Below are 24,425 nucleotides of genomic sequence, written 5' to 3' on the forward strand. Positions count from 1 at the left end.
AGCAGCACTGCAGAACCTCCACCAGGATTCTTCTCATGCGACAAGTACACGATGTAGATCTCAAGTTGCTTCGAGTCTTTGACGCGGTCGTCCGTTGCGGCGGCTTCTCGGCTGCGCAGGCAATGCTCAACGTTGGGCAATCCACCATCAGTGCGCAGATCGGCAGTTTGGAGGTTCGGCTGGGTGTGCGGCTCTGTGAGCGTGGGCGTGGAGGGTTTCGACTCACTGAGCAAGGCGCGGCTGCGCACGCCGCCACTCAGCGCCTGCTTGGCGCGATTGACGACTTCCGGAATGAATCGGCGCTGCTGACCAGCCTGGTGTCGGGAACCTTGAACCTCGGCATCATCGACAACACCGTTGCCGACGAGCGTTCACCGCTGCGCAACGCGTTGAAGCGGTTCTCAGCTCGAGGACCGGATCTGCGTATCAACGTCTACATTGGCATGCCGGCAGAACTTGAGCAGCGCGTGTTAGACGGCCGGCTACATCTCGCTGTCGGCCACTTCCCGTTTCATGCCCCTGGCAGCACGGCTATTGCACTCTATGAAGAAGTCCATGGCCTGTACTGCGAGGCGACGCACCCATTGGCCAAGTCAGGCCGTGAAACCTCTGATGTCATGGAGGGCCTCAAGCAGGCACGAATCGTCTCGCGCGGCTATCTGAGACGACGTGACCTGGATCTGCTTGGCGCCGAATCCGCAGCCTCGACGGCGGACAACATCGAAGCTCAAGCCATACTGATCCTGGGCAACAACTGTGTGGGGTTCCTCCCCAATCACTATGCGGCCCAGTGGGTCGCGGCTGGGGACATGAAGCAATTGATCCCCAGCAAGATGACACTGCGTTCGAAATTCAGTGCCATCTATCGCAAGGCCACGCCACCTGTCATCGTGCAATCGTTTCTCGCTGATCTAGAGCGATCGCGCCGAGAACTCGCTGCGGATCGTGCTGAAGTGGCAAAGCCAAACTCTGATTTCGCTGTCGCCAGCCCAGCCGCTGCGCGGCGCCTTGATGACTGATCCAATGCTCAGTCGTAAGAGCGACATCGCTGCCATTCCAGATAGTGAACAGGTGCGGCTCTGACCACGGCACCTGCACCTGGTCCCGGCGTTCTCGGTCACAGCGACTGCAACCGTAGTAACTGACGCAGCAACCACGCGGCATTTTGGGGACACCACGCTCCAGCCAGGCGTCGCAGTGCTCTCTGCGCATCGGCAATGTCATCAGATGTAAACCCAAATGACATCGATAACATTTGTCAGCACAGTGTGGACTGACAGTCCGGCGGCGGCCGCGCCGGCTCTCGGAAACGCCCACAACGACCAGGGGAGACAACCCATGCACCGCGACCGACCCGCATCACTCAATGGTGATCGCCCTACCTACGACCTCTTCCGCCCGGGCACCCAGGCGCCAGCGGCGAACATGAGACGAAGGACCGCTTCGGCCGGACGCCGGTTGCAGAAGCGATGGTTGAGCTAGCAAAAGCGCTTCATCGCTGATCACCGGCATGCCAGCGCCGGGTCTTCAGTCCAGCGGCGTGGCATGTCCAGGGACGAGAGAGGCAGAGCGCTGCCCATTGCACACCACCGGCGTGTAAGCGATTTCAATGTCCCTGAAATGAGGCTGCTGCCAAAAAACGGTGCATCAATCGCCGTTTGCAGACGTAGGCTGCGCACCCCGAGCAGTTTGAGCAAGGAGCAAGTTGCATCATGACGAGCGGACCCGTTGACGAGATGGCCCACGGCCCGGTAACGCAGTTGCTTCGACAGTGGTCCGACGGCGACGGCCAGGCGTTCGAGCGCCTGATTCCGCTTGTGTATGACGATCTGCGTCATCTCGCGCGCCGCCATCTGCGGGGCGAGCGCTCAGGCCACACCCTCCAGGGCACCGGCCTGGTCCACGAGGCCTTCCTGCGTCTGGCCAAGGAACGCGAAGTGCAGTGGAAGTCGCGCTCGCAGCTGTTTGCGCTGGTCTCCAAGCTGATGCGCCACATCCTGGTCGACCATGCCCGCGCACGCCAGACAGGCAAGCGAGGCGGCGGCCAGATCGCCGTGAGCTTGGAGGAACTTCATGAGTTGCCCACGGATTGGGACCAATCGATCCAGGCGGGCGAGCTGGCACTCAACATCCTCACGCTTGACCAATGCTTGCAACGGCTGGAACGCCTCGACCCGCAGCAGAACCAGGTCGTTGAGCTGCGCTACTTCGGCGGGCTCAGCATCGACGAGACCGCCGAGACGCTGGGTATTTCTCCGGCCACGGTGAAGCGGGAATGGGTGACGGCGCGGGCCTGGCTGCTGCGCGAAATGGCGCGGCCTGCTGCTGTCGCCTCGCGCCGGGAAGTTCTTTCCGCTGTCGCGCCGGCATGAGCTTGCACTGCCGTCCCGGGAGGCAACGGCATTGAGCGCATCGATGGAAGCCGAGCTGTGGCAACGGGCCAAGGCAGTCGTGGCCGACGCCATGGAGCGTCCGGCGAGCGAACGCAAGGCTTTCGTGCGGCATGCCAGCGCCGGCGACTCGACGTTGATGCGCGAGGTCGAAGACCTGCTTGAAGCCGCCGGCGTTGTGGCAAGTCCCCTGGATGCGCCGCCCGCTGAATTCATGCTCGAGGCGCTGGAGCAGCGCGCGACCGGGACATGGGTTGGGCGCACACTGGGTGCCTATCGGCTCGTGTCGCTGATTGCCCGCGGCGGCATGGGCGAGGTCTATCTCGGTGAGCGCGCTGACGGCCAGTACGAGCAGCAGGTGGCGGTCAAGGTGATGAGGGCGGATGCCGACCAGGCCGTTGCCCTGGAACCGTTCTGGGCCGAGCGGCGCATCCTGGCCTCGCTCGACCATCCCAACCTCGCCAAGCTGATCGACGCCGGCGTCACGGGCGACGGCGCGCCGTGGTTTGTCATGGAACTCGTTCAAGGCGACGCCATCGACACCTACTGCGACGACCGCGGGCTTGGCGTGGAAGATCGGCTGCGGCTTTTTGTCACCGTCTGCCAGGTGGTGGGGTATCTGCATGGACGCGGCGTGGTGCACCGCGATCTGAAGCCGAGCAACATCCATGTGCGCGGCGACGGCACGGTCAAGTTGCTGGACTTCGGCATCGCCGAGCAGCTGCATCCGGCGCAGGCCGACAACCAGCACACGGATGGCATCTACCGCATCCTGACGCCCGAATACGCCAGCCCCGAGCAGCTCCGCGGCGAGCCGGTCACGCCGGCGAGCGACGTCTTCTCGCTGGGCGTGGTGCTGTATCGGTTGCTCGCCCGGACGAGTCCCTATGCTCGCGGCGTCGGCGACATCTCGCCGGGCCAGGCCATCCTCGAAGACGACCCGCCTTGGCCAAGCCGGGCCGTCGATGCCAGCCTGACCGGTGCCAGCACACTCAGGCGGCAGCTGCGCGGTGGCCTGGATGCGGTGGTGATGAAAGCCCTGCACAAGTCGCCGGCGCAGCGCTATGCCAACGCGGCGGAACTGGCTGACGATCTCTCCCGGCACCTGCAAGGCCTCGCGGTGCAGGCTCGGCCCCATGCGCGGCGCTACCGCATCGGCCTCTTCCTGCGGCGCCACCGTGTGGCGCTCTCTGCGTCCCTGCTGGTTCTCGTGGCCGCCTCCACCGTGGCGGCCTATGAGGCCTACGAAGCGCGCCGGCAGAAGGCCCGTGCGGAGCAGCACTTCGCCGACGTCCGCAAGCTGGCCACCCTCATGCTGCGCGACCTTCAGAAGGCCATCGCGCCGCTGCCAGGGGGCACGGCGGCGCGGCGGATGGTCGTGCAGAACGCGCTCGACTCGCTGCGGCATTTGAGCGCCGAAGCCGCCGGGGACGCTGAGCTGCAGATCGAGCTGGCCGGCGGCTACCGCAACATCGGCGACATCCAGGGCCGCCCGTACTCGGCCAACCTCGGTGACCCGAAGAGCGCGCGCGACAGCTACGACCGCGGCATCGCGCTGGTGAAGAACCTCGTCGGCAACCCGCGGGTCGCCGAGCCGAGCCAGGCCCATGCCGCGGCCACGCTCGCCCAGCTGTATCAGCGCAAGGGCACGCTGCTGGCCTCCCAGGATGACGACGCCGCGGCGGAGTCACTGGTGGCCCAGGGGGTCGAGCTGATGGACACGTTGGCCGCACATGGCCAGCTGGATCCCGAGCTGCAGACCGTCCATGCCGCGATGCATTCCCAGCTCGCGCAGGTCCAGCGTTTCGTTGACAAGGTGGAGCCCTTCTTCAAGAGCCTGGCAACCGCCCGGCGCCTGTATCTGGCCATCCTCGCTAGCCGGCCTGGCGATGAGACGGCCACATCCGGCCTGGCCACCACCTACCTGGAAGAAGGCACCTACTACTTCGAACGCGATGAGGAGGCTGCGACGGTGCAGCTGGCCATCGCGGCGTTCCGGCGCGCCCTCGAGCTGCAAGGGCCGGTCGTGCAAAGGCATGGCGATGATGCGCGCCTGCAGCGCAATTTCGCGGCCCACCACGCCAATCTGGCCGCGGCCCTGATGCGCGCCAAGCAGCCACGTGACGCGGCCAACGCCTACCGGCAGGCGGTCCAGATCCTGTCCGAACTGAGCGGCCGGGACCCCAGCAACGCACAACTGCGCGCCGAGGTGGCCATCGTCACCGGTTCGATGAGCAAGGCGCTGCTGGCCAACGGCGATGCGGCGGCCGCCGTAGCAGCGGCGCAGCGGGCGGTGGAGGGCTACAACAGCCTGCCAGAAGGCTCATTGCGCGACCTGAACACACGCTACAAGCAGGGCGTGGCCCACTACCTGCTGGGCCAGGCGCTTGCCGCCGGCCACCAGAACGCCCGAGCATGCGCCGCGTGGCGACGCAGCCTGGTCATCCTGCGCGACGTGCAGAGCCGCAACGGCATTGGCCGGACCGACACCACGCCGGCCGTCGTGTCGCAGTCACTGCAGCGCTGCGACTAAAGCGTATCCAGCTGAAACGCCATGAGCCGGTCGCTCCGCGTTTCTCGCCTTATGCGGTATCTGGAACTGATGCGCAGCCGAGGTGTTTGGCATGGGAATGTTGATGTCTTTGGGAGCGGCGTTCGGCCGTGGCGACCATCCGCTTCCGCCCGGAGCGAACGGCACCACGCCGGTATTGCTGCACGACGAGCCGCCAGGGTTGCAACGAGACCTGACCCAGCCGCGGCTGCAGCCGGCGCTGCTCGTCGCGCTGATGGCGGCAGAGACACCCGAGCTGCGCCAACGCTCGGTGAAGGCGCTGCTGCAGTCGCTCGGCTTTGAATGGCTGGGCTACGGCTGTTTCAGCCAGGCGGGAGACCGCCCCGTGCCGCGGTCGTTCTGCACGACCTACGCGGATCCCGCCTGGACGGAACGCTACTTCGCCGAGACCTATCACCTGGTCGACCCGCGGTTGCAGCGCGTGCCCGAATCCGGCCTGCCGGTCATGTGGACGCTGGACGAGCTGCAAGCCGAGGCCGAGACGCCTTCCTACCTGCAGGGCCTGCGCCAGCGCTTCTTCGACGACCTGCGCGCCACCGGTGCCGGCAGCGGCGTGATGATGGGCCTGCCGAGCTTGCCGGGCCGTGATCGGCACATCATCAGCCTGATCTCGAAACGACCGGGCCGCGACTGGATGACCGATGCGGTGCTGGGCCAGGTCCTGACCCTGGCCCTGTGCCTGCACGAGTTCTACAGCCGCTATACGCTGGCACCGCAAGCGGACGGCCTGCGCAGCGCCGCCGGCGCGCTGACGCCGCTGCAGAACGAGATCCTGGCGCGGCTGGCGCGCGGCCTGCCCGACAAGCTCATCGCTGCGCAGCTCGACCTCTCGCTGCACAACGTCGACTACCACATGCGCCAGCTGCGCAAGCGCTTCGGCGTGCGCAACCGCCTGCAACTGATGCAGGCCGCGCTGGGGCCGGCGCCTCACGCCGCCTGAGCCCTGACGGCGGCCCGCACGGGGCCGTTGCGCCGACGGCTGAACGCGGTGGCGCAACGCTGTGCCGAAGCGGCACGGACGCACATCACGCCTTCGGTGCGTGATACCCATCGGGAAGCACCAGCACATCGCCCACTTCGATGTAGTTGGGGTTCTGGCCGCCGCGCGCGTTGATGGGGCGCTTGTCGCTTTCCATGCGGTCGTTGAGCCACAGGTTGTGGCCATAGATCCACTCCACGACCTTGGGATCATTGCCGGCGATGCTCCAGACGCTCTCGTCCGCCTTCACGGTGTAGGTGTTGCCGCGTGCGGTCTTCGACGTATCCACCGGCGTGGGCGGCATGGCGTCGGGCTTGGGCAGGGGCGGCGGCGCCATGCCATGCGCCTGCAGCCAGTTCTTCAAGCCCTCACCCCCACGGGCAGACAGCCGGATGTTGACGTCGGCCATGCAATGGATCTCGCGCGACTTCGGGTTGTAGTCGATGAAGTAGTGCGCCTTGTTGGGATCGTTGACCTTGGCGGCGCCGGGTGCGGCCGCGATGTCCTTGTCGTAGACCCAGCTGCCACCGCGGTAGTAGGTCTGCGTCATCGGGTCCTCGAAGCGCTTCTTGCTGCCGTTGTAGGCCACGCTCGAATAGGACAGGTCCACCTTGGTCGGGTCCTCGGGCAGGGCCAGGAAGGCCTCGTAGTGCTCCGGCGCCTGCTTGTCGGTGTCGTATTCGGACGCCTGGCGTACCTGCTCCAGCCGACCCGTGCGCTGCAGCTCGTTGACCCAGTCCACGAACTTGTCGGGGTCGCCCTTGGCATCGCTGTAGGCATCCAGCAGCCCCTCGGCCAGCGACTCGCCGCTGAGCCAACGGTTGAAGTTGGCCTTCAGCAGGTCGCGGTCGGCAAGATTGTCAGCAGCGCCGGGCGACATGCCGGCGGCGGAGAGGAAGTCTCGATCCACCGATTCCAGCTGCTTGTGGATCTTCTGCTCATTGCCGTACCAGTTGACCAGGTCGGTCGCCGTCCAGGCCATGGTGGCCAGCCAGCCTGCAGGGCCGGCCTCCATGAAGGGGAGCTTCTTGGCCATGAACTTGCCGACAGCCTCGTAGATGTTCGCCGGCGTCATCACCGCCTTCAAGCCGAAACGGCCGAGCGCGTACTTGTTGACGGCGCCCTCGATGGCCAGTTGCGCCGCCTTGATCGGCCCATCGCGCGTCACAGCCGCGCCACCCTGTGCGGCGATCCGCTTGGCTTCCTCGGTGGTGACCAGCGGGTCCTTCAGCAGGTTCCAGGCCCCCTTGAACTCGAGCGTCGAGATCGCGACGTCGTTGGACAGGTTGACGGTGGCGGTCCAGAAGTTGCGCTGGTCCACCGGCTTGCCGTCGACGAAGTTGTTGATCTCGCTGTTCACCCGGCTCGCGTCCCACACCGCAGCGTCGGCATGCAACAGGCCGAAGAAGCCGATGGACTTCCATTCGGCGGTGCGGGTGAACTCGCTGCCGCGCTCGATCGTGCTGAGGCTCGGCAGGCCCCTGGTGTCGTTGAGAACCCTCTGCATGCTCGGCGGCAATGCCTGCGCGCCCTTGTGCGCCAGCGCGGCGCCGGCCTCGAGCACCTTGATGCCCGCGAAGCCCCCCACCAGCCCCAGCAGCACCGGCTTGCGCCAGGACTCGCTCGAGTCGAACTTGAGGTTGTGATAGAGGTAGTCCGTGAACCACAGCTGCGTGACGCCCACTGCGCCCCAGCTCGCCGCCGCCGCCGGGCCATGGTTGCCCAGCCGCCCATAGCCAGCACCGTAGACCCCCTTGAGCTTGTTGTTCTCGATGGCGTTCTCGGCGAAGTCGCCGGTCCACTGCAGGTACAGGTTCACCGGCACCACCCCTGCAGCCGCAGGCGGTGTGATGCCGGCGTCGCGCATCCAGTTCAGCGACGAATGCACCGCCTGCTCCTTGATGCGGGTCGAGGCGGCATCGCTGCCCATCAGCATGGTCTTGGTGTAGTCGTCGTCCAGCAGCGCCTTGCGCTTGTCGTCCACCTGGCTGTAGCCGTCCTGCTTGCCCAGCCTGTCGTCCTGGCCATAGAAGGTGACCATCTCGGTGTCGCGCAGCAGCTGGTAGCCGCGCGCGTCCAAGGTGCGCTTGCCGTCCTCGAAGGCCTTGGCGAAGTCGGGGTGCTGCTTGATCACGGCCTGCAGCGCCTTCTGCTGCTGCTCCTCGGTCATCAGTTTGCCGAAGCGCAGCTGCGGCACTTCAAGCGCGGCCATGTCCTTGTGCTTGTCTTCGAACAGCTGGCGCGAGTTCTTCTTCAGGTCGTCCAGCCCCTTGGCGGTGCTTTGCAGGGTTTCCTTCGCGAGGTCGACCTCATGCCCGCCGGCCGGGCCCCAATCCATCTTGAACTGGAAGTCCTTTTCCTGCCTGGCCGTCTCCAGAGCCAGCGTCGCCCCTGAACCGTTGGCGATGGCGCGCTGGAAGCCGCCATTGAGACGCCCCTGCTGCGGCCCCCAGTTCTCGACGATGTTCATCGTGAAGGACTGCCCCGCGGATTCGACCGCCTTCTGAACCTCGCTCGATTCCCAGGCCATCACCGGCTTGCCGTCCGCGCTGTTGCCAGTCGGATGCGAGCCGGCCGCGGCGCGGTCGATGACCATGCTGACGCCGCCGATGATCTCGTCGAAGTCCTTCAGGCCGTAGCCCATCAGCATGTCGTTGTCCATGCCGCGGAAGGACTTGAAACCCTCAGGCGTGCCGTCGATCGTCATCAGCTCCGCGGAGTGGTCGCCATGCAGCGAGACGTCGTCGATCACCTTGTCCAGGGTGCCGTTCCCGTCCGGACCGAAGAGCTTGTTGACGATGCGCGCCGTGATCTCGGGCGTGAGTTCGGGATGCTTGGCCGGGTCGGTCAGCTCCATCAACTTGCGCGTGGCCGCCGTGGCGGGCGCCGCATAGTTCTTGTCCCGCCGGTAGGTGTCCCCGTACTCGTCCTTGTAGTCCTTGACGCCCTTGTCGTAGGCGTCGGTGACGGCCTGGGCCGATTCGTTCACATAGCTGTCGACGAGCTTCTTCACGCCCGGGTCCGACATCACCAGCTCGCGGATCTGCAGGCTGGTGTCGGCCGGCATCGCCTTGCCGAGGGCGAGCATCTGGTTGGTCGTGCCGCTGGCGCTCTCGGTGTGGCTGATGATGCGCGCCGCTGCGGCCATGCGGGTCAGGTCTTCGTCACCCAGGTAGCGGTCGACCAGGCCCATCGCGGCATCGTCGATCGCCTTGTCGCGCGCGGCGCCGTCCGGCTCCCCGGCCGTGGCCAACGAGATCTCGTGGCCCAAGGCCTCCATCACGGCATTGCGCTTGGTCTCGTAGTCAGCCAGGGCCGTCTTGTAGGCGCCCTCGTCGGTGTGGCCGGTCGCGTTGAGCTGCGCCTGCAGCGTCGTGACCTGGTCGGTCGCGCGGTGGAACTCGTAGAGCTTGTTGCCGGTGTCGCGCTGCTGGGCGTTCTCGGTCTTGACCGTCTTCAATGCAGCGTCGACCACCATCTGCGCCTCGGGGTCGTCGCGGAAGCGCTTGGCGATCTCGTGCGCCGCATCCTCGGTGGCCACCGCGTTCTTCGCGTCGGCCTTGTAGGTCTGGCGCAGCTCCGCCGCGATGGCCTGCTCGCTCTTGGCGCGTTCCCGGATCGTCAGGTTGGCGGCGCTGCGGTAGGCCTGGGCCGCCTTCTCGTAGTCCTCGCTGCCGGGCTTGTACTTGGCGAGTTCCGCTTCCTTCTTGCGCGCGTCCAGCAGCAGCTCGTGGGACAGGTCGATCTCGTCGTCCGTGTAGGTCTTCATCGCCGCCAGGTCGGTGGGCGACGCACCTGCCACGCCCGCCGGCTCCGGCACGCCAGCGATCAGCCGCACCGTGGACGCGAGCGTGTCGGGCGATGCCGCCAGCACCGAGCCCGCCGGCGCGTTCTGCGGCGATTGCAAGGCAAACAGCACCGCGTCGTGCAGCGCTCCCTTGCCGACGTTGTGCGCGCGCAGGGCATCGCCGAACAGGTCGAGCCCGTCGGCACCACCGCCTGGCTTGGCTGGTGCGGCGAGGTGATCCAGCAACGTGCGCGCGAGTTGCCGCGCCTGCGCCGGGTCGCCAGCGGCATCGGCCGCCGTGGCCAGGTCGTCGACCAACGCGTGGTACTCCGCCTTGTCGTCGATGCCCGTGGTCTTGCCGGCCTGGCCGTCGGCCGGCAGGTCGGTGTGGCGCGCCTCCTGGCCCGCCGTCTCGGCAAGCTTGCTGACCACCGGCTGGGCCTTGGCCATCAGCTGCTTGCGCTGCTCGGGGCTCAGGCTCGTGTCGCCCATCGCCTGCGCGAGCTGTTGGGCAGCGGTGGCGGCGCCCGACTGGGCGTAGACGTCCTGGATCTGCTGGGCATAGCCGTCGACGTCATGCTTGGCGACGGGCACGCCCTGCATGGGCTGCAGGAACGGTGGCGGATTGCCGCCCAGGGGTGGCTTTGGCTGCAAGGGCCCCAGCCCGGGCGACAGCGGGTTGTTGCCACCGAGCGGAGGCGTGGCGCGCAGCGGCCCCAGGCCGTTGACGAAGGGCGAACCGCTGTTGAATAGGGGCGCGGCTGCCAATGGATCGTAGAAGGCGTAGGTCGCCCGCGCCTTGTCGACCTGCTTCTGCGCATCCTGGGTGGCGGCCGACGGCGCGGCCGGCGCGCGGTTGTCCTGCGCATCCTTCAGCCTGGCCTTGGCGAGGCCGTGTTCCTTCTCCTTGAACACGGCCTGGGCTTCGGCCTTGAGCGCATCGGCCCGCTTGGCCTTGAGGTCGGCCTTGGCCTCGGCGGCCTTGTCCTTGTCCTGCTGGGCCTGGGTCTGCTGCGCCTTGGCCTCGGCTTCCTCCGCGGCCTTGCGCGCGGCTTCGGCCTGGCGCTTGGCTTCTTCGGCGCGGCGACGGGCTTCCTCGGCGCGCCGACGCGCTTCCTCGGCGGCGCGGCGTGCGGCCTCCTCGGCACGGCGACGCGCTTCTTCGGCCTGTGCGGCGTCGTCCCGGCCGACGAAAGAACTGGACCCTACGGCGTCAAGCATTCACTCTCTCCTTGTCTATGGCGGATGGGCCTGATGTGCATTCCTGCCCGGCGATCAACAGTAGTTGCAGGGGTGTCGCCCTCGCAACTACGAGTCCACGTAGCGCGGGCCTGTTAACGCTATGGCAATGGGCCGCGAAGGCCCGCCACAAGGGGCCAATCAAGGCGCGGCGCGCCGTCCGCACTCGTGTGCCGGCAAGCGATGCAACGCAGAGTGGCCCCTTGTGGCGGGCCTTCCCGAAGGGTTGTCGCCAAAAAGGCCGCGTGCGGCGTTGCCAATGCTCGCCGGGTGCCCAACCCGGCTCCGCTTTGCGCCCTTTTTGGCGACAACGCGACCCATTGCCATAGCGTTAACAGGCCCTAGTTATCCCCCTGGGCCCACTGCAGCAGCCGGGCCACCGGCGCATACAGCGAGCGCGGAATCGGCTGGTCCTGCGGCACCTCGTCGTACAGCAGCTCGGCCAGTTGCGGGTCGAAGGCCATCGGAATCAGCGCCTCGCTGGCCACGCGGCGGATCTGTGCGGCCAGCTCGGCCTCGCCGCGCACCAGCACGCGCGGCAGGTCGTGCTCGCCGAGGTACTGCAGGGCCACCGCCACGCGCTGCGAATGGATGACGGCCGAGGCCATGCGCACGCGGTCTGCCAGGCTGGCGTACACCGCCTCGAAGTGGGCGCTGCGGCGGCGCGAGCGGTTCAGCGGATCGCCCTCGGCGTCCTTGTGCTCGCGCCTCACCTCGTCGATGGACATGCGCAGGCCCTTGATGAACTCGTAGCGCGTGTGCGCGTAGTCCACGCCCGCCATCAGCGCATAGACGAGCCCCGCCCAGGCGAAGCTCTGCAGCACGAGGCTGGCGCCGACGCTCATCGCGGCCGACGGCGTCGCATAGCCGAGCTTCAGCGCGGTATCGAGGCAACCGCGGATCACCAGCCACATCACCGACGCGAGCAGCGCCGTCTTGACCATCATCTTCAGCAGGTTGATGAGGTTGCGCGTCGAGAAGATCTTCTGGAAACCCTGCGCCGGGTTGAGCCGGTTGACGTCGGGCTTGATGCGCTCCCAGGCCAGCAGCCCGCCCACCTGCGCGAATGAGCCGACGAAGCCGCCCGCCGCCGCCATCGCGCCCAGGCCCAGCATGGTGGCCACCAGCACGCGCCCGGCGTGCAGCAGCAGCGCCGGCACGCCGTCGTCCGGTGCGATGAACAGGCGCTCGCTGGTGGCGTGCAGCCACAACTCGCGCCACAGGCCGAAGATCGTGGCGCCGGCCAGCCACAAGGCCAGCACGGCGAACAGGAAGACGGCGCTGGACGCCACGTCGTGGCTGAACACCACCTCGCCCCGCTTGCGTGCGTCGCGCAGCTTCTTGGACGTCGGAGCCTGATCCTTCTCAGCCACTGCGGGGCCTCACCTTGGCCTCATGGAAGAGCGCAGGAATTCGAGCACGCCGTTGTCGGGCCGCAGGAACTGCTGCAGGGAATCCCACAGCACGTACATGAACAGCATCATCATCAGCGCGGCCAGCAGGCCCTTGAGCGACTGTGTGCTCTGGAACACGTTGAGCTGCGGTGCCACGCGCTGCAGCAGGCCGGCGCCCAGCTCCACCAGCATCAGCACCAGGATGACCGGCGCGGCCAGCTTGACGATCCAGGTGAAGAGGGTGTCGCCCTGGCGGATGGCGAAGGCCTCGATCACGCGGCTCAGGTCCGGAAAGAAATCGGCCACCGGCCACAGCCGGTAGGAGTCCACCACCGCACCCACCAGCGCCAGCATGCCGCCGGCCGACACGAACAGGTTGATAACGACCCAGCCGAGGAATTCGCCGGTGGGGCCGTTGTCATGCCCTGCCACGGGGTCGAAGAAGGCGGCGTTGCCGCTGCCGGTCTGGAAGTCGATCAGGTCGCCCACGCTCTGGATGGCCCAGAAGAAGATGCCGAAGCCCAGGCCCAGCATCACGCCGATCAGCGCCTCCTTGGCGGCGATGGCGACCCACATCGTCACCGACAGCGCCGGCATGTCGCCCGCCAGCGGCGACATGAACAGCGCCAGCATCAGCATCAGCGAGTTGCGCGACATGCCGGTAATGACATGGGGCGACAGGAAGGGCGTGACCGCGAACACGGCGAACAGCCGCGGCATCGTCAGCGCGATGGAAGCGAGCAGCTGCTCGGGATGGAGGAAGGCGGACTCGTCCATCAGGCCCGCCGCGCCGCCGACCACATCTGCACCGAGGCTTCCTCGGTCGCCTCGTCCTGCCGGCGCTCCTGCTGCGCACGTTGCTCGGCCAAGGCGCGCTGCTGCATCTGCCTGGCCTTCTCCAGCTCGGCGCTGGCGCGGCGCAGCTGCGCGCGGCTCGCGTCGAGCAGCCCTGCAGCCTGCGCCACCACGACCTGCGCCTGCACTGCGGCCGCGCCGGCCGTCACGATGCGTCCATCGAGCGCACGGCTCCAGGCTCCCGCCTGGCGCATCTGCGCCACGCTGCAGCCGCCCTCGCCCACGGCCGCCACGGTGGACTGCCAGTGCTGCGCCTTGGCCTGGTGCTGCTGCAGCCATTGCTGCTCGGCCTCAAGCGCCTGCGCCTCGCAGGCCTGCAGCGCCCGCTGGTCACGCCCCACCACCTGCAGTGCGCTGCGCTGGTGGCGCTCGCGCACATCGGCCAGCAGCTTCCAGGCGATGGCCATGTCACACGCCCTCGGCGAGCCGCCGCAGCGCCGCCAGTGTCTGCTCGAAGGCTTGGCGGTCGCCGGGCTTCTGCGCGAGGAACTGCTGCGTCGCAGCCCGGCGTTGCACCGCCAGGTCGGCCAGCGCTTCGGCGCCCTGGCGGTACTCGCCGATCTGGATCAGCAGCTCCAGCTCCTGGTACTTGGCCATCAGGGAGCGCAGGCGCCCGGCCGCCTGCGCATGCTCGGGCGACGCCACGGCCGACATCACGCGGCTGACGCTGGCCAGCACATCGATGGCGGGGTAGTGGTTGGCCGCGGCGAGCTTGCGCGACAGCACGATGTGACCGTCCAAGATGGAGCGCACCTCCTCGGCGATGGGGTCGCTGTCGTCCTCGCCCTCGGTCAGTACCGAATACACCGCAGTGATGGAGCCTCGCTCGCCCTGCCCCGCGCGCTCCAGCAATTGCGGCAGCATGGAGAAGATCGACGGCGGGTAGCTGCGACGCGTCGGCGGCTCGCCGCTGGCCAGGCCGATCTCGCGCTGGGCGCGCGCAAAGCGCGTCAGCGAGTCCACCAGCAGCAGCACCTTCTGCCCCTGGTCGCGGAAATGCTCGGCGATGGTGGTGGCCACATAGGCCGACTTGATGCGCTCCATCGGCGGCCGGTCGGAGGTGGAGACCACCATCACCGTGCGGGCCATGCCTTCGGCGCCCAAGCTGCGCTCGATGAACTCCTTCACTTCCCGGCCGCGCTCGCCGATCAGCGCCACCACGTTGACGTCAGCCGTGGAGCCGCGTGCCAGCATGCCCAGCAGCGTGCTCTTGCCCACGCCGGGCGGCGAGAACACGCCCACGCGCTGGCCCTCGCCGAGCGTCAGCAGGCCGTCGATGGCACGGATGCCTGTGACCAGCGGCTCGGCCACCATGCGGCGCGCCAGCGGATTCACCGGTTGACGCTGCACCGGCATGCGCGCCAGCGCCTTCAGCGGGCCCTTGCCGTCCATCGGCTCACCCATGGCGTCGAGCACCCGCCCGAGCAGCCCGGGCCCGACGGGGCAGACATGGCCACGGCCTGAAGGCACCACCTCGGTCAACGCGGAGATGCCGGTGGTCGGCCCCAGCGGCGTCAGGATGGCCACCTGCTTCTGGAAGCCCACCACCTCCGCCAGCAGCGGCGGCTCGCCCGGCGTGCGCAGCTCGCAGAGTTCGCCCACATGGGCCTGGATGCCCGTGGCATCGATCAGCATGCCCACCGCCTTGCTGACGCGGCCGCGCACGCCCACGGTGGGCAGGTGGCCGAAGGCGCGCGACAGGTCGTCGACGATGCTTTGCGTGGCCAGCTCGTCCATCAGCCCTGCTCCGCTGGCTGCAGCAACCCGCTGCGCTCCACCGCGGCTCGAAAGGCTTCGAGCTGCGCGTCAACACCAATCTGCAGCGTGCCCGAGGGCGTCTGCAGCACGCAGGCCTGGGCCGGCAGGGCCGGGTCGGCCACCACGGCCAGCGCGTGGGCCCAGGGCAGCTCGCCGCCGATCTGCCGCAGCGCCGTGCGCACGTGCTCCTCCTGCGCAGGCGCCACGCGCAGCATGACGAAGGGCTCGTGGCGTACCAGGGTGTCGACGCGGCGCAGCGCAGTCTCCAGCAGCGCCGCCGGATCGGCCTCGCTCAGGAACTGCCGCACGGCCTGGGCGACGATCTGCGCCATCGCCGCGCGCAGTGCCTGCAGCTGGCGCTGCGCGGCCAGGGCCTCGCCCACCAGCTGCTGGGCGTACTCGGCCCGCGCGGCCTCCAGCCCCTGCTCGTGACCCTGGCGGCGGCTGTCCTCGGCCTGCTGCCGGGCCTGCTGCTCGATGCGGCGCGCCTCCTGACGCGCGGCCTCCACCACCGCCGAGGCGTCCAGCAGCGCGGCGTACTCGGCCTCCTTCAGCACCTTGCGCTCGCTGAGCAGCTGCAGGTTGTCGGTCGTGATCAGAAAAGCCAGTCCCATTGCGGCAGTCTTTCCGGGACGATGCACAGCAGCATCAGCTCCCTGAGTTGTTCGAACTGGCGCGGCTGCAGCGGTGGCACGCGCAAAAGGCTCACGCGCTGCGGCAACTTGAGCCGGATGCGCTGCAGCACCGCGGGCCCCTCGGGCAGCAGCGCGCCCGTCAGCAGTCGGTAGCCGCGCTGCACCATCACATGGCCGGCCGCGTGCGGGTGTTGCTGCAGCCGCTGCATGTCGACGCGGATGTGGGTGAGCTGGGGCACGCGGTCGAGCACGAAGTCGACCGCGTCGTCGGCCACGCGCAGCGCCTGCCGCCGTACCTGGCTGCCCAGGCCACCCCGCAGACCGAACAGCGGCTTGTGCGCCGCAAAGCCACAGTAGATGGCGAGCAGCCGCAGCGAGGCGGCATCCATCAGGTCCACGCGCTTGAGCTGGGAGTCGAACTGCAGGTCCAGTCCCTCGTCGGCCAGGCCGCRGGCGCGCAGCAGTTGGCCCAGCACCGCGCGACCCGCGGGCCCGAGGTGTGCAGTCCTGCGGTGGCGCACTGGCCAGTCCGGTGGCAGCCAGCTGGGGTGCAAGCCGTCCTCAGGGTGCAGACCCTGGCGCAACGCCATGCGCAGCATGTCCAACGGGCCATGCTCGGATGCCGGCGGTGCCGCTTCGACGGGGGGCTGTACGGTTCGCATCAGCGCTTCAACAGTTGGCGCCGCGCCCAGGTGCGCCAGTCAAGACCCTGGCGGCGCAGCAAACCGGGCAGCGCGATCAGGCAGGCCACCGCGGCCAGCAGCAGCACGCCGAGCGTGATCACCGTGCGGTCGAGCGACAGGCCGGCCACTTCGTAGCGCACTGGCAGATCGGCGACCGCCGCCACGCCGCTTGCACGCCGGGCCTCCACCAGCGACAGCGAAACCTGGTCGTGGGACAAGCCCTCGATGCTGTGCGCCACCATGTCCTTGACGGTGGGCGCCAGCAGCCGCAGGTCCACGTCGGGGCGGTATTTGATGAAGACCGCTGCCGACGAAGGCTTGAGCTTGTCGCTCAGCGGGTCGTTGGCCGGGATCACCACATGCACGCGCGCGGCCACCACGCCGTCGATGGTGCGCAGCGTCTGCGACAGTTCCTGCGAAACCGCATAGATATAGCGCATGCGCTCTTCCGACGGCGTGGACACCAGGCCCTGCTTCTGGAAGACGTCGCCAATGCTGGCGTAGCGGTCGTGCGGCAGCCCCTGCGAGCGCAGCACGTCCAGGGCCGCGGGCAGGCGGCTTTCCTCGACCTTGAGCTGCCAGAGGCCGCCCTCGGCCGCCTCCTTCTCGGCGGGGATGCTCTCCGAGGTCAGCGCGGCCAGCATCTCGTTGGCCTCGCGCTCGTTGAGGTTGGAATAGAGGTCGACCTTGCAGGCGGCAAGGGCGAGGCACACGACCAGGGCCGCGGCGGTGCAGAGTTGCCTAGCCATTGTTCTTCAGCAACGAGTTGAACTGGTTGCTGCAGGCGCTGGCCAGGGCCGTGCACATATGCATCTTGCTGAAGTAGGTCATGGAGTCGTTGCTGAACCTGACGATCTCCATCTGCGCGCGACCGAATTCGACGGCGGCGGTCTGCGGATCGCCCAGGTCGGCCGCCGGCACCATGCGGTGGGCTATCAGCTCGCTGGCCCCGGGGCGCTGGCCGAAGAACTGGTCGGCAGCGCTGGACAGCGATTGCAGCGAGCCGGTGCCGCCGGCCTGGGGGCGGACCATGTAGCCGGCGAAATGCTGGGCTTCGGCCGGATCGATCGCGGCCGGCGCCGTGGCGCTGGACTGGACCGCAACGGCCATGGCATCAACGGGTTGGACCATGATGACCTCGCTGGGGTGAAAGGGATGAAGAAGAAGTGCCGCCCCGGCGCCGGGGCAGAGATGAAATGCCGCCCCGGCGCCGGGGCGGCGACAAGCGGAAGGTCAGACCTTCTGCGACTGCTGGCGAACGTCGCTGGCCGCCTGCAGGACCGTGTTGGTCTGCTGGGCGTTGGCCGACGTGATGGCCGCGGTGCGCTGGGCGCTCTGCGACGTCACGGTGCTGAAGATGGTCAGCTGCTTGTTCTGTTCCAGGATTGCCTTGCTGTCCAGTCCGGACTCGGGTGCGGCTACGGCCATGGTTTGACTCCTAACGTCAAAGGTTGATGACATGACAAAAATCGCCCCCGCCCTCGTGGACGGGGGCATTCCGCACGAAGGCCAGGCCTCCGGTGCGAAATCCCTTGGTGCTCATCGCGCGCCCTCCCTGCCTGGTGACACCACCAGGCCATCGGCCTCGATGCGCTTGAGTTCGGCGCCCGACTTGAGCACCGCCCCCTCGTAGTAGCGGTTGCCATTGGCGAGCTGGATGTAGCTCATGCCACTGGCGTCCTGCGTGATGCTGACCATGCGCGACGGCAGCACGTTCTGCCACGCGTCCCACTGCGCGCGCTGCTGCTCGCCCGCGCGGTCGACCTGGGGCCGCGGCCGCAGCTTCACCTGGTCGGACACCAGCACCGCGGGATGCAGGTCGTCGGCCAGGCGACGGATCTTCTGGCGCACTGATTCGTCCTCGGTAGCGCCGGCCACCACCAGCCGGCCCTGGCCCGCGTAGCTCATCGAGATGCCGGGGTCGCTCACGTAGCGGCGCGCCTGCTCGACGATGTCCTCGGCCGCGTGCACGCTGGTGCTGACCTGCCGGCCGAAAGGCGCCATCGCCTCGGCCAACGCCTGCTTGCGCTGGCGCGACTCGACGTAGCCGCGCACGTTGAAGCGGCCACCAGCCACCGCGACCACTTCGACCTCGGGGAAGGGTTTCAGGGCCTTCTCCACCTCGGCCAGGTCGACCGTGGCGGCTCGGGTCGAACTGCCCGCACTGCCGGCCCAGGCCAGCACGCCGGCCGCCCCGCCGACCGCCAGCACCACCACCGCCACGCTCAGCCAGGGCGAGCCACGGCGCGCGGGCGCTTGGAGCAGAGCGGCCGGAGGCGCGTCGCCGGGCATGATGCTTTCGGCCCACTCGGACGCCGGGTCGTCGTGCTCGGGCGCGGGATAGCTGCGGTCGACCTGGAAGTCGATGCTGCCGACCGACACCACGTCGCCTGCCACCACGCCCTTGCGCTGGGCCTGCACGTCCTGGCCGTTGAGCCTCACGGCGGCCGCGCCGACCTTCTGCAGCGACATCGCCAGTTCGCCCACCGTGAACACCAGGTGGCGTGGCAGCACGTCGCTGCCGGGCAGCATGACCTCGCACTCACCCGAAGCGCCCAGCGTGTTGACGCCCGGCTTGAGCGCGATGGTGCGGCCCTTGACCGCGCCACTGAGAAAGCGCAGGCACCAGCCCGGCACGGCGGCCGTGGTGGTGGTGTGGGCCCGCGCGTTCATTGCGTGGGCTCCTGTTGCACCGGCAGCGGCGGCTTGCTGCCGGGCGTGACGAGGCGCGGCGTCAGCAGGTAGAAGCGCTCCATGTTGTTCTGCTTCTTCTCGCTGTACTGGAACAGCTTGCCCAGCACCGGGATGCTGGACAGCAGCGGCACGCCCGAGGTCGCGTTGGCCTTCTCCTCGGAGGTGTAGCCGGCGATCAGCAGGCTCGTGCCTTCGTCCACCAGTGCCTGGGTGTTGACGGTGCGCCGCCGCACGACCGGGATGCGGTCGACGGTGGTGCTGCTGACGTCGCCATCCTCGATGTCGATGGACATCAGCACGCCGCGGCCTTCCTTGTCGTCGACGATCAAGGGAGTCACGCGCACCGCGGTGCCGGCCGTGACGCTGTAAAGGCTCGAATCCTGGAAGCCGTCGACCCGCACATAGAACTCGCTGAGGTTCTCCAGCACCGCCTCGTTGTTGTCCAGCGTCAGGACCTTGGGCCGCGCGATGAAGTTGGCATTGCCCTTCTGGGCCAGCGCGCTGACGCGGGTCAGCAGGTAGTTGCGCAGGTCGTTGCCGATGGAGGCGGTGAACAGCGCGCCCAGCGGCGTGCTGGGGTTGCCCTGCGGGTTGACGGTGACGACCTGGCCGGCCTCGGAGTTGGCGTTGCCGAAGGTCAGCGGCGGCAGGTTGCCGCGGCCGATCTGCAGGTCGCCGTGGCGGGCATGCAGCCGCCAGTCCACGCCCAGGCTGTCCAGCGTGTTGGTGCTGATGTCCATGATCGTGACCTCGATCTCGATCAGGCGCGGCCGCACGTCCATGGTCTGGATCAGCTTCTCGTAGCGTGCCATGCGCTCGGGCGTGTCGCGCACCAGCACCGCATTGAGTCGCGTGTCGGGCTGGAACTGCGGCAGTTCGCCGCTGGAGAACTCGGGGCCGCCGCCGTCACTCTCGTCCTCGGCGGCACCGCTGCCCTCGCTGGACAGCTTGGCCACGCCGGCGTCGGCGCTGACGCCGAGCTTGGTGCGCCGCACCGGCCCGGTCACGGCCGAGGGTGCCGCTCCGCGCGCCGCCCCGGTGCGGCCATACAGATTGCGCAGCACGGTCGCCACGCCAGGAATGGACACCTGCTTGCCGGCGCGGTTGATCTTGAAATCGGCGGCCCACGCATAGCGCAACGGGAACACCTGCACCTCGGCACGGTCGTCGCGCGCCGCGCGCTGGTCGATCAGCCGCACGGTCTGGCGCACCAGCTCCACATAGCGCTTGGGACCGGAGACGTAGACGTTGCCATCCGCCTCGCTGATCTGCAGCGGATAGCGGGCGTCGGCGATCTTGAGCCGGGCCAGCGTGTCGGCGATGCGCTGCGCGTTCTTGCCGGCGATGGTGAACACCTCGCTGCGCGTGTCGGCGGCCGGATCGACGAACAGGAAGGCGCCGTCGTAATACCAGGTCAGCCCGTTGGCCGCGCAGATATTGCTCAGCACCATCTGCACCGCACCGGGCTGGCTGCCGGTGATGGCGAAGCGGCCGCTGATGGTGCCGCCGACCTTGCCGTCGATGACCGCCGTGACGCCCTGCGACGCCGCCAGCTCGCGCAGGAAGTCGCCTACCGGCTTCTCGTTGGCTTCCATGCGGAAGGGCCGGCCGTTGCGCGGCAGGTCGGCCGCCCTGGCGGGGCTGGCCAGCAATGCCGCGACCAGGCCGGCGCAAAACAGGAGGTAGACGAAGCGCAGCATCAGCTCAGCGAAGTCAGGGTTTGGAAAGCGCGCTCGGCGAAGCGCAGCACATCGCGGCCGAGCCAGCCGGCCGTCACCACGAGGGCGATCAGCACCGCAATCAGGCGCACCGACTGGCCGATGCTCTGGTCCTGGATCTGCGTGACCGCCTGCAGCACGGCCACGACCAGCGAGGTCAGCGTGGACACCAGCACCATGGGCAGCGAGACCATCAGCACGATCAGCAGTCCTTCGCGCGTGATGTCGAGGATGCTCTGAGGGGTCATTGGTGCACCCTTCGGCCTGCGGCCTTGCCTGGCCGCTGCATCGGCCAGGCGTTCGCCAGGCTTGGAATGCCCATCGGGCATCCCAAGTCCGGGCTCACTCCCGCCGAGCGGGAGCGAACTTGCTTGGGGCGGCCCGGCGCGGCGTTCATGCCGCCTCCGCGATCGGGGTGAAGGCCTGCGGCTGCGGGTTGCTGACCCAGCCGACCGGCTGCAGCGCGACGTCCTCGTCGACCTCCTGGTAGGACAGCACCGCCAGCTGGGGCGCCACCGGCTCGATCAGCGTCTTGATGTAGCGCCGCGTGTCGGACGACACGATGGCCACCACGCGCTGCTGGGCGCCACCGAGGATGCGGCGCACCTGTTCGCGCACGTCCTGCGCCACCGCGGGATCGAGCAGCAGCAGGTTGCCGCGCGGCGAGCGCTCGACGGCGGCCTGCACGCGGTCGATCAGGCTGGACTCGAACAGGATGGCGTGCAACTCGCGCCGCGCGCCGACATGGCGGCTGGTGATGAAGCGGCCGAGATCGATGCGCACCAGCTCCGTCAACGCCACGACGTCGGGCTCGGTGGGCGCCCAGATCGCCAGGCTCTCGAAGATGGCGTGCAGGTTGCGGATGGGCACGTTCTCCTGCAGCAGCCGGCGCAGCACCTCGGCCAGGCGCTGCAGCGGGACGGCGCGTGCCACTTCCGCCGCCAGCTCGGGCACCTCGCGCTGTGCCGCGTGCAGCAGACGCTGCACCTCCTGCAGGCCGATCAGCTGGGCGATGTGGCGACGCACTGCATGGTCCACATGCAGGCCCAGCACGTCTTCGCAGGTCCAGGCACGGACCGCTGTCGGTGCGGCATCGACCCATACGACCCGCGAGAAAGGACCGAAGGGCTCCGCCACCTCGGCACCCGCCGGCGGCGTGGCGGCCTCGGCCGCGTCGAGCAGCCAGCTGCCCGGCCGCAGCGTGCCTTGCGAGACCACCACGTCCTGCACCAGCACCTGGTACTGGTTCTCGCCCAGGCCGCTGCCCCAGCCGACCTGCACGCGCGGGAACACCGGCCCCAGGTCGCTCTCGACGCGGGCCTTGGCCGCGGCCATGCGCAGGTCCAGCGCGGGGCGGTCCAGGCGCCCGCGCAGGCCAGTGGACAGGCGCAGCTCCAGCGGTGCGGCGATGGCGCCCTGCACCACCTCGCCACCATCGTCGTCCGCGTCGCTATAGGACATCCAGGCCGGCGTGCGGCGGCTGTCGAGCAACCGGCGCGTCAGCAGCCCGGCGCCCAGCACCACCAGCGCCAGCGTGCCGAAGACCCACTTCGGAAAGCCGGGCACCAGCAGGAAGCTGGCGGTGGCCAGGCCAGCAATCACCAACGCACGGGGATGGGCCATCAACTGGCGGCTGATCTGGTTGGCCAGCTGGCCCCCGTGCGGTTCGCCATCGGCCGACACGCGGGTGATGACCACGCCCGAGGCGATGGACACCAGCAGCGACGGGATCTGCGACACCATGCCGTCGCCCACCGTGAGGATGGCGTAGCGCTGCAGCGCGCCGCCGATGCTCATGTCGTGCATCAGCGTGCCGATGGCCAGGCCCGCAAGGATGTTGACCAGCGCGATGACGATGCCGGCGATGGCATCGCCCTTGACGAACTTCATCGCGCCGTCCATCGCGCCGTGCAGCGAGCATTCCTGCTCCAGCTGCTGGCGGCGCTTTTGCGCCTGCACCGACGACAGCACGCCGGCGCGCACATCGGCGTCGATGCTCATCTGCTTGCCGGGCATGGCGTCCAGTGCGAAGCGCGCCGCCACCTCGGCCACCCGCTCCGAGCCCTTGGCGACGACGATGAACTGCACGATGGCGATGATCAGGAACACCACGCCGCCGACCACGACGTTGTTGCCGACGATCAGCTTGCCAAAGGTGTCGATGATGTGACCCGCATTGGCGTGCAGCAGGATGAGCTTGGTCGATGCGATGTTCAGCGCCAGCCGGAACAGCGTCGTGAACAGCAGCAGCGACGGGAAGGTGGACAGCGACAGCGCCGACGGCACATACATCGCCACGATGAGCAGGGTCAGGCTCATCGACAAGTTGGCTGCGATCAGAAAATCCAGCAGCGGCGTCGGCAACGGCAGCACGAACAGCGCGACGATGGCCACCAGCATGCCGGCCAGCAAGAGGTCGTTGTGGCGGCCCGCGCTGGCGATCAGGTCCTTCATGCCGCTGCGTCGCGGCAGGTGTCTTTGCAGTGCGTTCGGTGCGGGGTCGGCCATGCGAAGCACTCTATGGCGTGACTTTTTTACGCACCACTACGAGTCCCCGTAGCGCCTCGCCGCAGCTCGCGGTGCTACGAATTCACGTAGTTCCTCCCAGCCCCGCGGATGGCTACGCTCGCCGCGTGCTGATGCCTACCGCCGTGATCGATCTGAGCGAAGTGAGCGCGTTGACGCGCTTGCCGGCGCCCGCCTGCCTGGCTCTCAACCGCCTCTACGACCGCCGCGCACCGCCCATCGAGCTGACGCTGCGGGGCGCGAGGCATCGCCTGCAGTGGCATTTCGGCAGCATCCAGGATTTCACTGGATTTGGCCGTTATCGATTCCGCCTCGGCCCTCACACGGGCTGGCTGATGCTGGATTCCCCCGCGCAGGCCGCACTGCTGCAGGAGCGCAGCCATGCCCTGCTGCCAGCCGAGTTGCGCTACGTGCTGCTGGCCGATGCGCTGCAGCCGTTGGCCACCGCACTGGAAGCGGCCCTGCGTCTGCATTTCGAATGGTCGCCGGGTGAGCCTGATGAGGAGGCCGACTCACCGGCGCCACTGGAGGCCGCCGCCTGCTTCACCGTGGCGACCGATGGCCAGGCCTGGCCCTGGCAGGGCTTCGTGCTGTTCCAGGACCCCTCGGCGCTCGACAAGCTGGTCCCCGCCCCGCCCGCTGCCTCAGCTGGCCCCATGAGCAAAAGCTTCGACGGACTGCGTGTGCCATTGGCATTCCGCATCGGCGACAGCGTGCTGAGCCTGGCCGAGGTGCGCGGCATCCGGCCGGGCGACATCGTCAGCGTCGAACACTGGACCGCCGCCGGCACGGGCCTGGTCGTGCAGGCCGAGCTGGGTGGCCCTACGGGCCGGCAACTCATCGCGCGTGCCGAGGGCTCGCGCATCACCGTCACGCAATGGAGAAACCCTTCGATGAAACGAGATGAGCTTGCCCCCGCCACTGAGGGCGACGACGCGACGGGCCTGCCGCTGGACCGACTCGATGCGCTGGAAGTGGCGCTGCGCTTCGAGGTGGGTCATCTGAGCCTGTCACTCGGCGAGTTGCGGAATATCGGCCCCGGCCACGTGTTCGATCTGACACAGCCGCTGAACCGCAGCCCGGTGCGCATCCTGGCCCATGGCAACGTGCTGGGCAAAGGCTTCCTGGTGGCGGTCGGTGAACGCCTGGGCGTGCGCGTCTCGGAATTCGCGCCGACCGAGCTGAAGACCTGACG

General features: G+C 68.2%; 19 protein-coding genes. 5 read left to right on the forward strand and 14 right to left on the reverse strand.

What is annotated here, in order from left to right; genetic code table 11:
• Positions 1–35: 35 nt before the first annotated feature.
• From ACXJKM_RS23085 to ACXJKM_RS23100, 4 genes are all read left to right on the forward strand, one after another.
• Positions 36–1,019 carry a LysR family transcriptional regulator gene (locus tag ACXJKM_RS23085; RefSeq protein ID WP_457355464.1) on the forward strand — a complete coding sequence of 328 codons (984 nt, stop codon included), beginning with the start codon at positions 36–38 and terminating at the stop codon, positions 1,017–1,019.
• A 717-nt stretch (positions 1,020–1,736) separates the two neighbouring features.
• Positions 1,737–2,372 carry a sigma-70 family RNA polymerase sigma factor gene (locus ACXJKM_RS23090; protein ID WP_457355466.1) on the forward strand — a complete coding sequence of 212 codons (636 nt, stop codon included), beginning with the start codon at positions 1,737–1,739 and terminating at the stop codon, positions 2,370–2,372.
• A 43-nt stretch (positions 2,373–2,415) separates the two neighbouring features.
• Positions 2,416–4,923, forward strand: a complete 2,508-nt coding sequence (locus tag ACXJKM_RS23095; protein WP_457355468.1) for a protein kinase domain-containing protein — start codon at positions 2,416–2,418, stop codon at positions 4,921–4,923.
• A gap of 91 nt (positions 4,924–5,014) precedes the next feature.
• The gene (locus ACXJKM_RS23100; protein ID WP_082532448.1) at positions 5,015–5,902 is read left to right on the forward strand and encodes a helix-turn-helix transcriptional regulator; all 888 of its coding nucleotides are present in this window, start codon (positions 5,015–5,017) and stop codon (positions 5,900–5,902) included.
• A gap of 85 nt (positions 5,903–5,987) precedes the next feature.
• On the opposite strand, the gene ACXJKM_RS23105 is transcribed toward ACXJKM_RS23100, so the two are convergent.
• From ACXJKM_RS23105 to sctV, 14 genes are all read right to left on the reverse strand, one after another.
• Positions 5,988–10,949, reverse strand: a complete 4,962-nt coding sequence (locus ACXJKM_RS23105; protein ID WP_457355470.1) for a hypothetical protein — start codon at positions 10,947–10,949, stop codon at positions 5,988–5,990.
• A gap of 359 nt (positions 10,950–11,308) precedes the next feature.
• Positions 11,309–12,340 carry an EscU/YscU/HrcU family type III secretion system export apparatus switch protein gene (locus ACXJKM_RS23110; protein ID WP_457355472.1) on the reverse strand — a complete coding sequence of 344 codons (1,032 nt, stop codon included), beginning with the start codon at positions 12,338–12,340 and terminating at the stop codon, positions 11,309–11,311.
• Between the two features lie 9 nt (positions 12,341–12,349).
• Entirely contained in the window at positions 12,350–13,138 is a 789-nt protein-coding gene (gene sctT, locus ACXJKM_RS23115; protein WP_457355474.1) for a type III secretion system export apparatus subunit SctT, read from the reverse strand.
• Positions 13,138–13,623: a serine kinase gene (locus tag ACXJKM_RS23120; RefSeq protein WP_457355476.1), complete on the reverse strand. Its 486-nt coding sequence runs from the start codon at positions 13,621–13,623 to the stop codon at positions 13,138–13,140. The genes sctT and ACXJKM_RS23120 overlap by 1 nt, the downstream gene beginning before the upstream one ends.
• Position 13,624: 1 nt before the next feature.
• A complete protein-coding gene (gene sctN / locus ACXJKM_RS23125; protein WP_457355478.1) occupies positions 13,625–14,953 on the reverse strand; it encodes a type III secretion system ATPase SctN in 1,329 nt (442 codons plus the stop codon).
• Complete coding sequence (gene sctL / locus ACXJKM_RS23130; protein ID WP_457355480.1) at positions 14,953–15,588, reverse strand: type III secretion system stator protein SctL; 636 nt, start codon at positions 15,586–15,588, stop codon at positions 14,953–14,955. Before sctL ends, sctN begins: the two co-directional genes overlap by 1 nt.
• A complete protein-coding gene (locus ACXJKM_RS23135) occupies positions 15,570–16,271 on the reverse strand; it encodes a SctK family type III secretion system sorting platform protein (RefSeq protein WP_457355482.1) in 702 nt (233 codons plus the stop codon). Before ACXJKM_RS23135 ends, sctL begins: the two co-directional genes overlap by 19 nt.
• Positions 16,271–17,041, reverse strand: coding sequence for a type III secretion system inner membrane ring lipoprotein SctJ (sctJ, locus tag ACXJKM_RS23140; protein WP_457355484.1), 771 nt, complete (start codon positions 17,039–17,041; stop codon positions 16,271–16,273). The genes ACXJKM_RS23135 and sctJ overlap by 1 nt, the downstream gene beginning before the upstream one ends.
• Positions 17,034–17,423 (reverse strand): hypothetical protein, encoded by a 390-nt coding sequence (locus ACXJKM_RS23145; protein WP_457355486.1) that lies wholly within the window; start codon positions 17,421–17,423, stop codon positions 17,034–17,036. The genes sctJ and ACXJKM_RS23145 overlap by 8 nt, the downstream gene beginning before the upstream one ends.
• Before the next feature lie 102 nt (positions 17,424–17,525).
• The gene (locus ACXJKM_RS23150) at positions 17,526–17,720 is read right to left on the reverse strand and encodes a hypothetical protein (protein ID WP_056193332.1); all 195 of its coding nucleotides are present in this window, start codon (positions 17,718–17,720) and stop codon (positions 17,526–17,528) included.
• Positions 17,721–17,831: 111 nt separating this feature from the next.
• A complete protein-coding gene (locus tag ACXJKM_RS23155) occupies positions 17,832–18,965 on the reverse strand; it encodes an FHA domain-containing protein (protein ID WP_457355488.1) in 1,134 nt (377 codons plus the stop codon).
• Positions 18,962–20,686 carry a type III secretion system outer membrane ring subunit SctC gene (sctC, locus tag ACXJKM_RS23160; protein ID WP_457355490.1) on the reverse strand — a complete coding sequence of 575 codons (1,725 nt, stop codon included), beginning with the start codon at positions 20,684–20,686 and terminating at the stop codon, positions 18,962–18,964. The genes ACXJKM_RS23155 and sctC overlap by 4 nt, the downstream gene beginning before the upstream one ends.
• The gene (gene sctS / locus ACXJKM_RS23165) at positions 20,686–20,952 is read right to left on the reverse strand and encodes a type III secretion system export apparatus subunit SctS (protein ID WP_457355492.1); all 267 of its coding nucleotides are present in this window, start codon (positions 20,950–20,952) and stop codon (positions 20,686–20,688) included. Before sctS ends, sctC begins: the two co-directional genes overlap by 1 nt.
• A gap of 145 nt (positions 20,953–21,097) precedes the next feature.
• Complete coding sequence (sctV, locus tag ACXJKM_RS23170) at positions 21,098–23,212, reverse strand: type III secretion system export apparatus subunit SctV (protein WP_457355494.1); 2,115 nt, start codon at positions 23,210–23,212, stop codon at positions 21,098–21,100.
• Positions 23,213–23,343: 131 nt separating this feature from the next.
• Here sctV and sctQ point away from each other — a divergent pair, with 131 nt between their 5' ends.
• On the forward strand, positions 23,344–24,423 hold the full coding sequence (sctQ, locus tag ACXJKM_RS23175; protein WP_457355579.1) for a type III secretion system cytoplasmic ring protein SctQ: 1,080 nt from the start codon (positions 23,344–23,346) through the stop codon (positions 24,421–24,423).
• Positions 24,424–24,425 lie beyond the last annotated feature (2 nt).

The organism is Roseateles sp. P5_D6 (genome assembly GCF_054049415.1).

Bases quoted from the DNA above. Each gene is read 5' to 3' on its own strand.
- ACXJKM_RS23095 (WP_457355468.1), top strand. From the start codon at position 2,416: ATGGAAGCCGAGCTGTGGCAACGGGCCAAGGCAGTCGTGGCCGACGCC.
- sctQ (WP_457355579.1), top strand. From the start codon at position 23,344: ATGCCTACCGCCGTGATCGATCTGAGCGAAGTGAGCGCGTTGACGCGC.
- sctC (WP_457355490.1), bottom strand. From the start codon at position 20,686: ATGCTGCGCTTCGTCTACCTCCTGTTTTGCGCCGGCCTGGTCGCGGCA.
- sctJ (WP_457355484.1), bottom strand. From the start codon at position 17,041: ATGGCTAGGCAACTCTGCACCGCCGCGGCCCTGGTCGTGTGCCTCGCC.
- sctV (WP_457355494.1), bottom strand. From the start codon at position 23,212: ATGGCCGACCCCGCACCGAACGCACTGCAAAGACACCTGCCGCGACGC.
- sctT (WP_457355474.1), bottom strand. From the start codon at position 13,138: ATGGACGAGTCCGCCTTCCTCCATCCCGAGCAGCTGCTCGCTTCCATC.
- sctL (WP_457355480.1), bottom strand. From the start codon at position 15,588: ATGGGACTGGCTTTTCTGATCACGACCGACAACCTGCAGCTGCTCAGC.
- ACXJKM_RS23090 (WP_457355466.1), top strand. From the start codon at position 1,737: ATGGCCCACGGCCCGGTAACGCAGTTGCTTCGACAGTGGTCCGACGGC.
- ACXJKM_RS23145 (WP_457355486.1), bottom strand. From the start codon at position 17,423: ATGGTCCAACCCGTTGATGCCATGGCCGTTGCGGTCCAGTCCAGCGCC.
- ACXJKM_RS23105 (WP_457355470.1), bottom strand. From the start codon at position 10,949: ATGCTTGACGCCGTAGGGTCCAGTTCTTTCGTCGGCCGGGACGACGCC.
- ACXJKM_RS23100 (WP_082532448.1), top strand. From the start codon at position 5,015: ATGGGAATGTTGATGTCTTTGGGAGCGGCGTTCGGCCGTGGCGACCAT.
- sctS (WP_457355492.1), bottom strand. From the start codon at position 20,952: ATGACCCCTCAGAGCATCCTCGACATCACGCGCGAAGGACTGCTGATC.
- sctN (WP_457355478.1), bottom strand. From the start codon at position 14,953: ATGGACGAGCTGGCCACGCAAAGCATCGTCGACGACCTGTCGCGCGCC.
- ACXJKM_RS23120 (WP_457355476.1), bottom strand. From the start codon at position 13,623: ATGGCCATCGCCTGGAAGCTGCTGGCCGATGTGCGCGAGCGCCACCAG.
- ACXJKM_RS23085 (WP_457355464.1), top strand. From the start codon at position 36: ATGCGACAAGTACACGATGTAGATCTCAAGTTGCTTCGAGTCTTTGAC.
- ACXJKM_RS23155 (WP_457355488.1), bottom strand. From the start codon at position 18,965: ATGAACGCGCGGGCCCACACCACCACCACGGCCGCCGTGCCGGGCTGG.
- ACXJKM_RS23150 (WP_056193332.1), bottom strand. From the start codon at position 17,720: ATGGCCGTAGCCGCACCCGAGTCCGGACTGGACAGCAAGGCAATCCTG.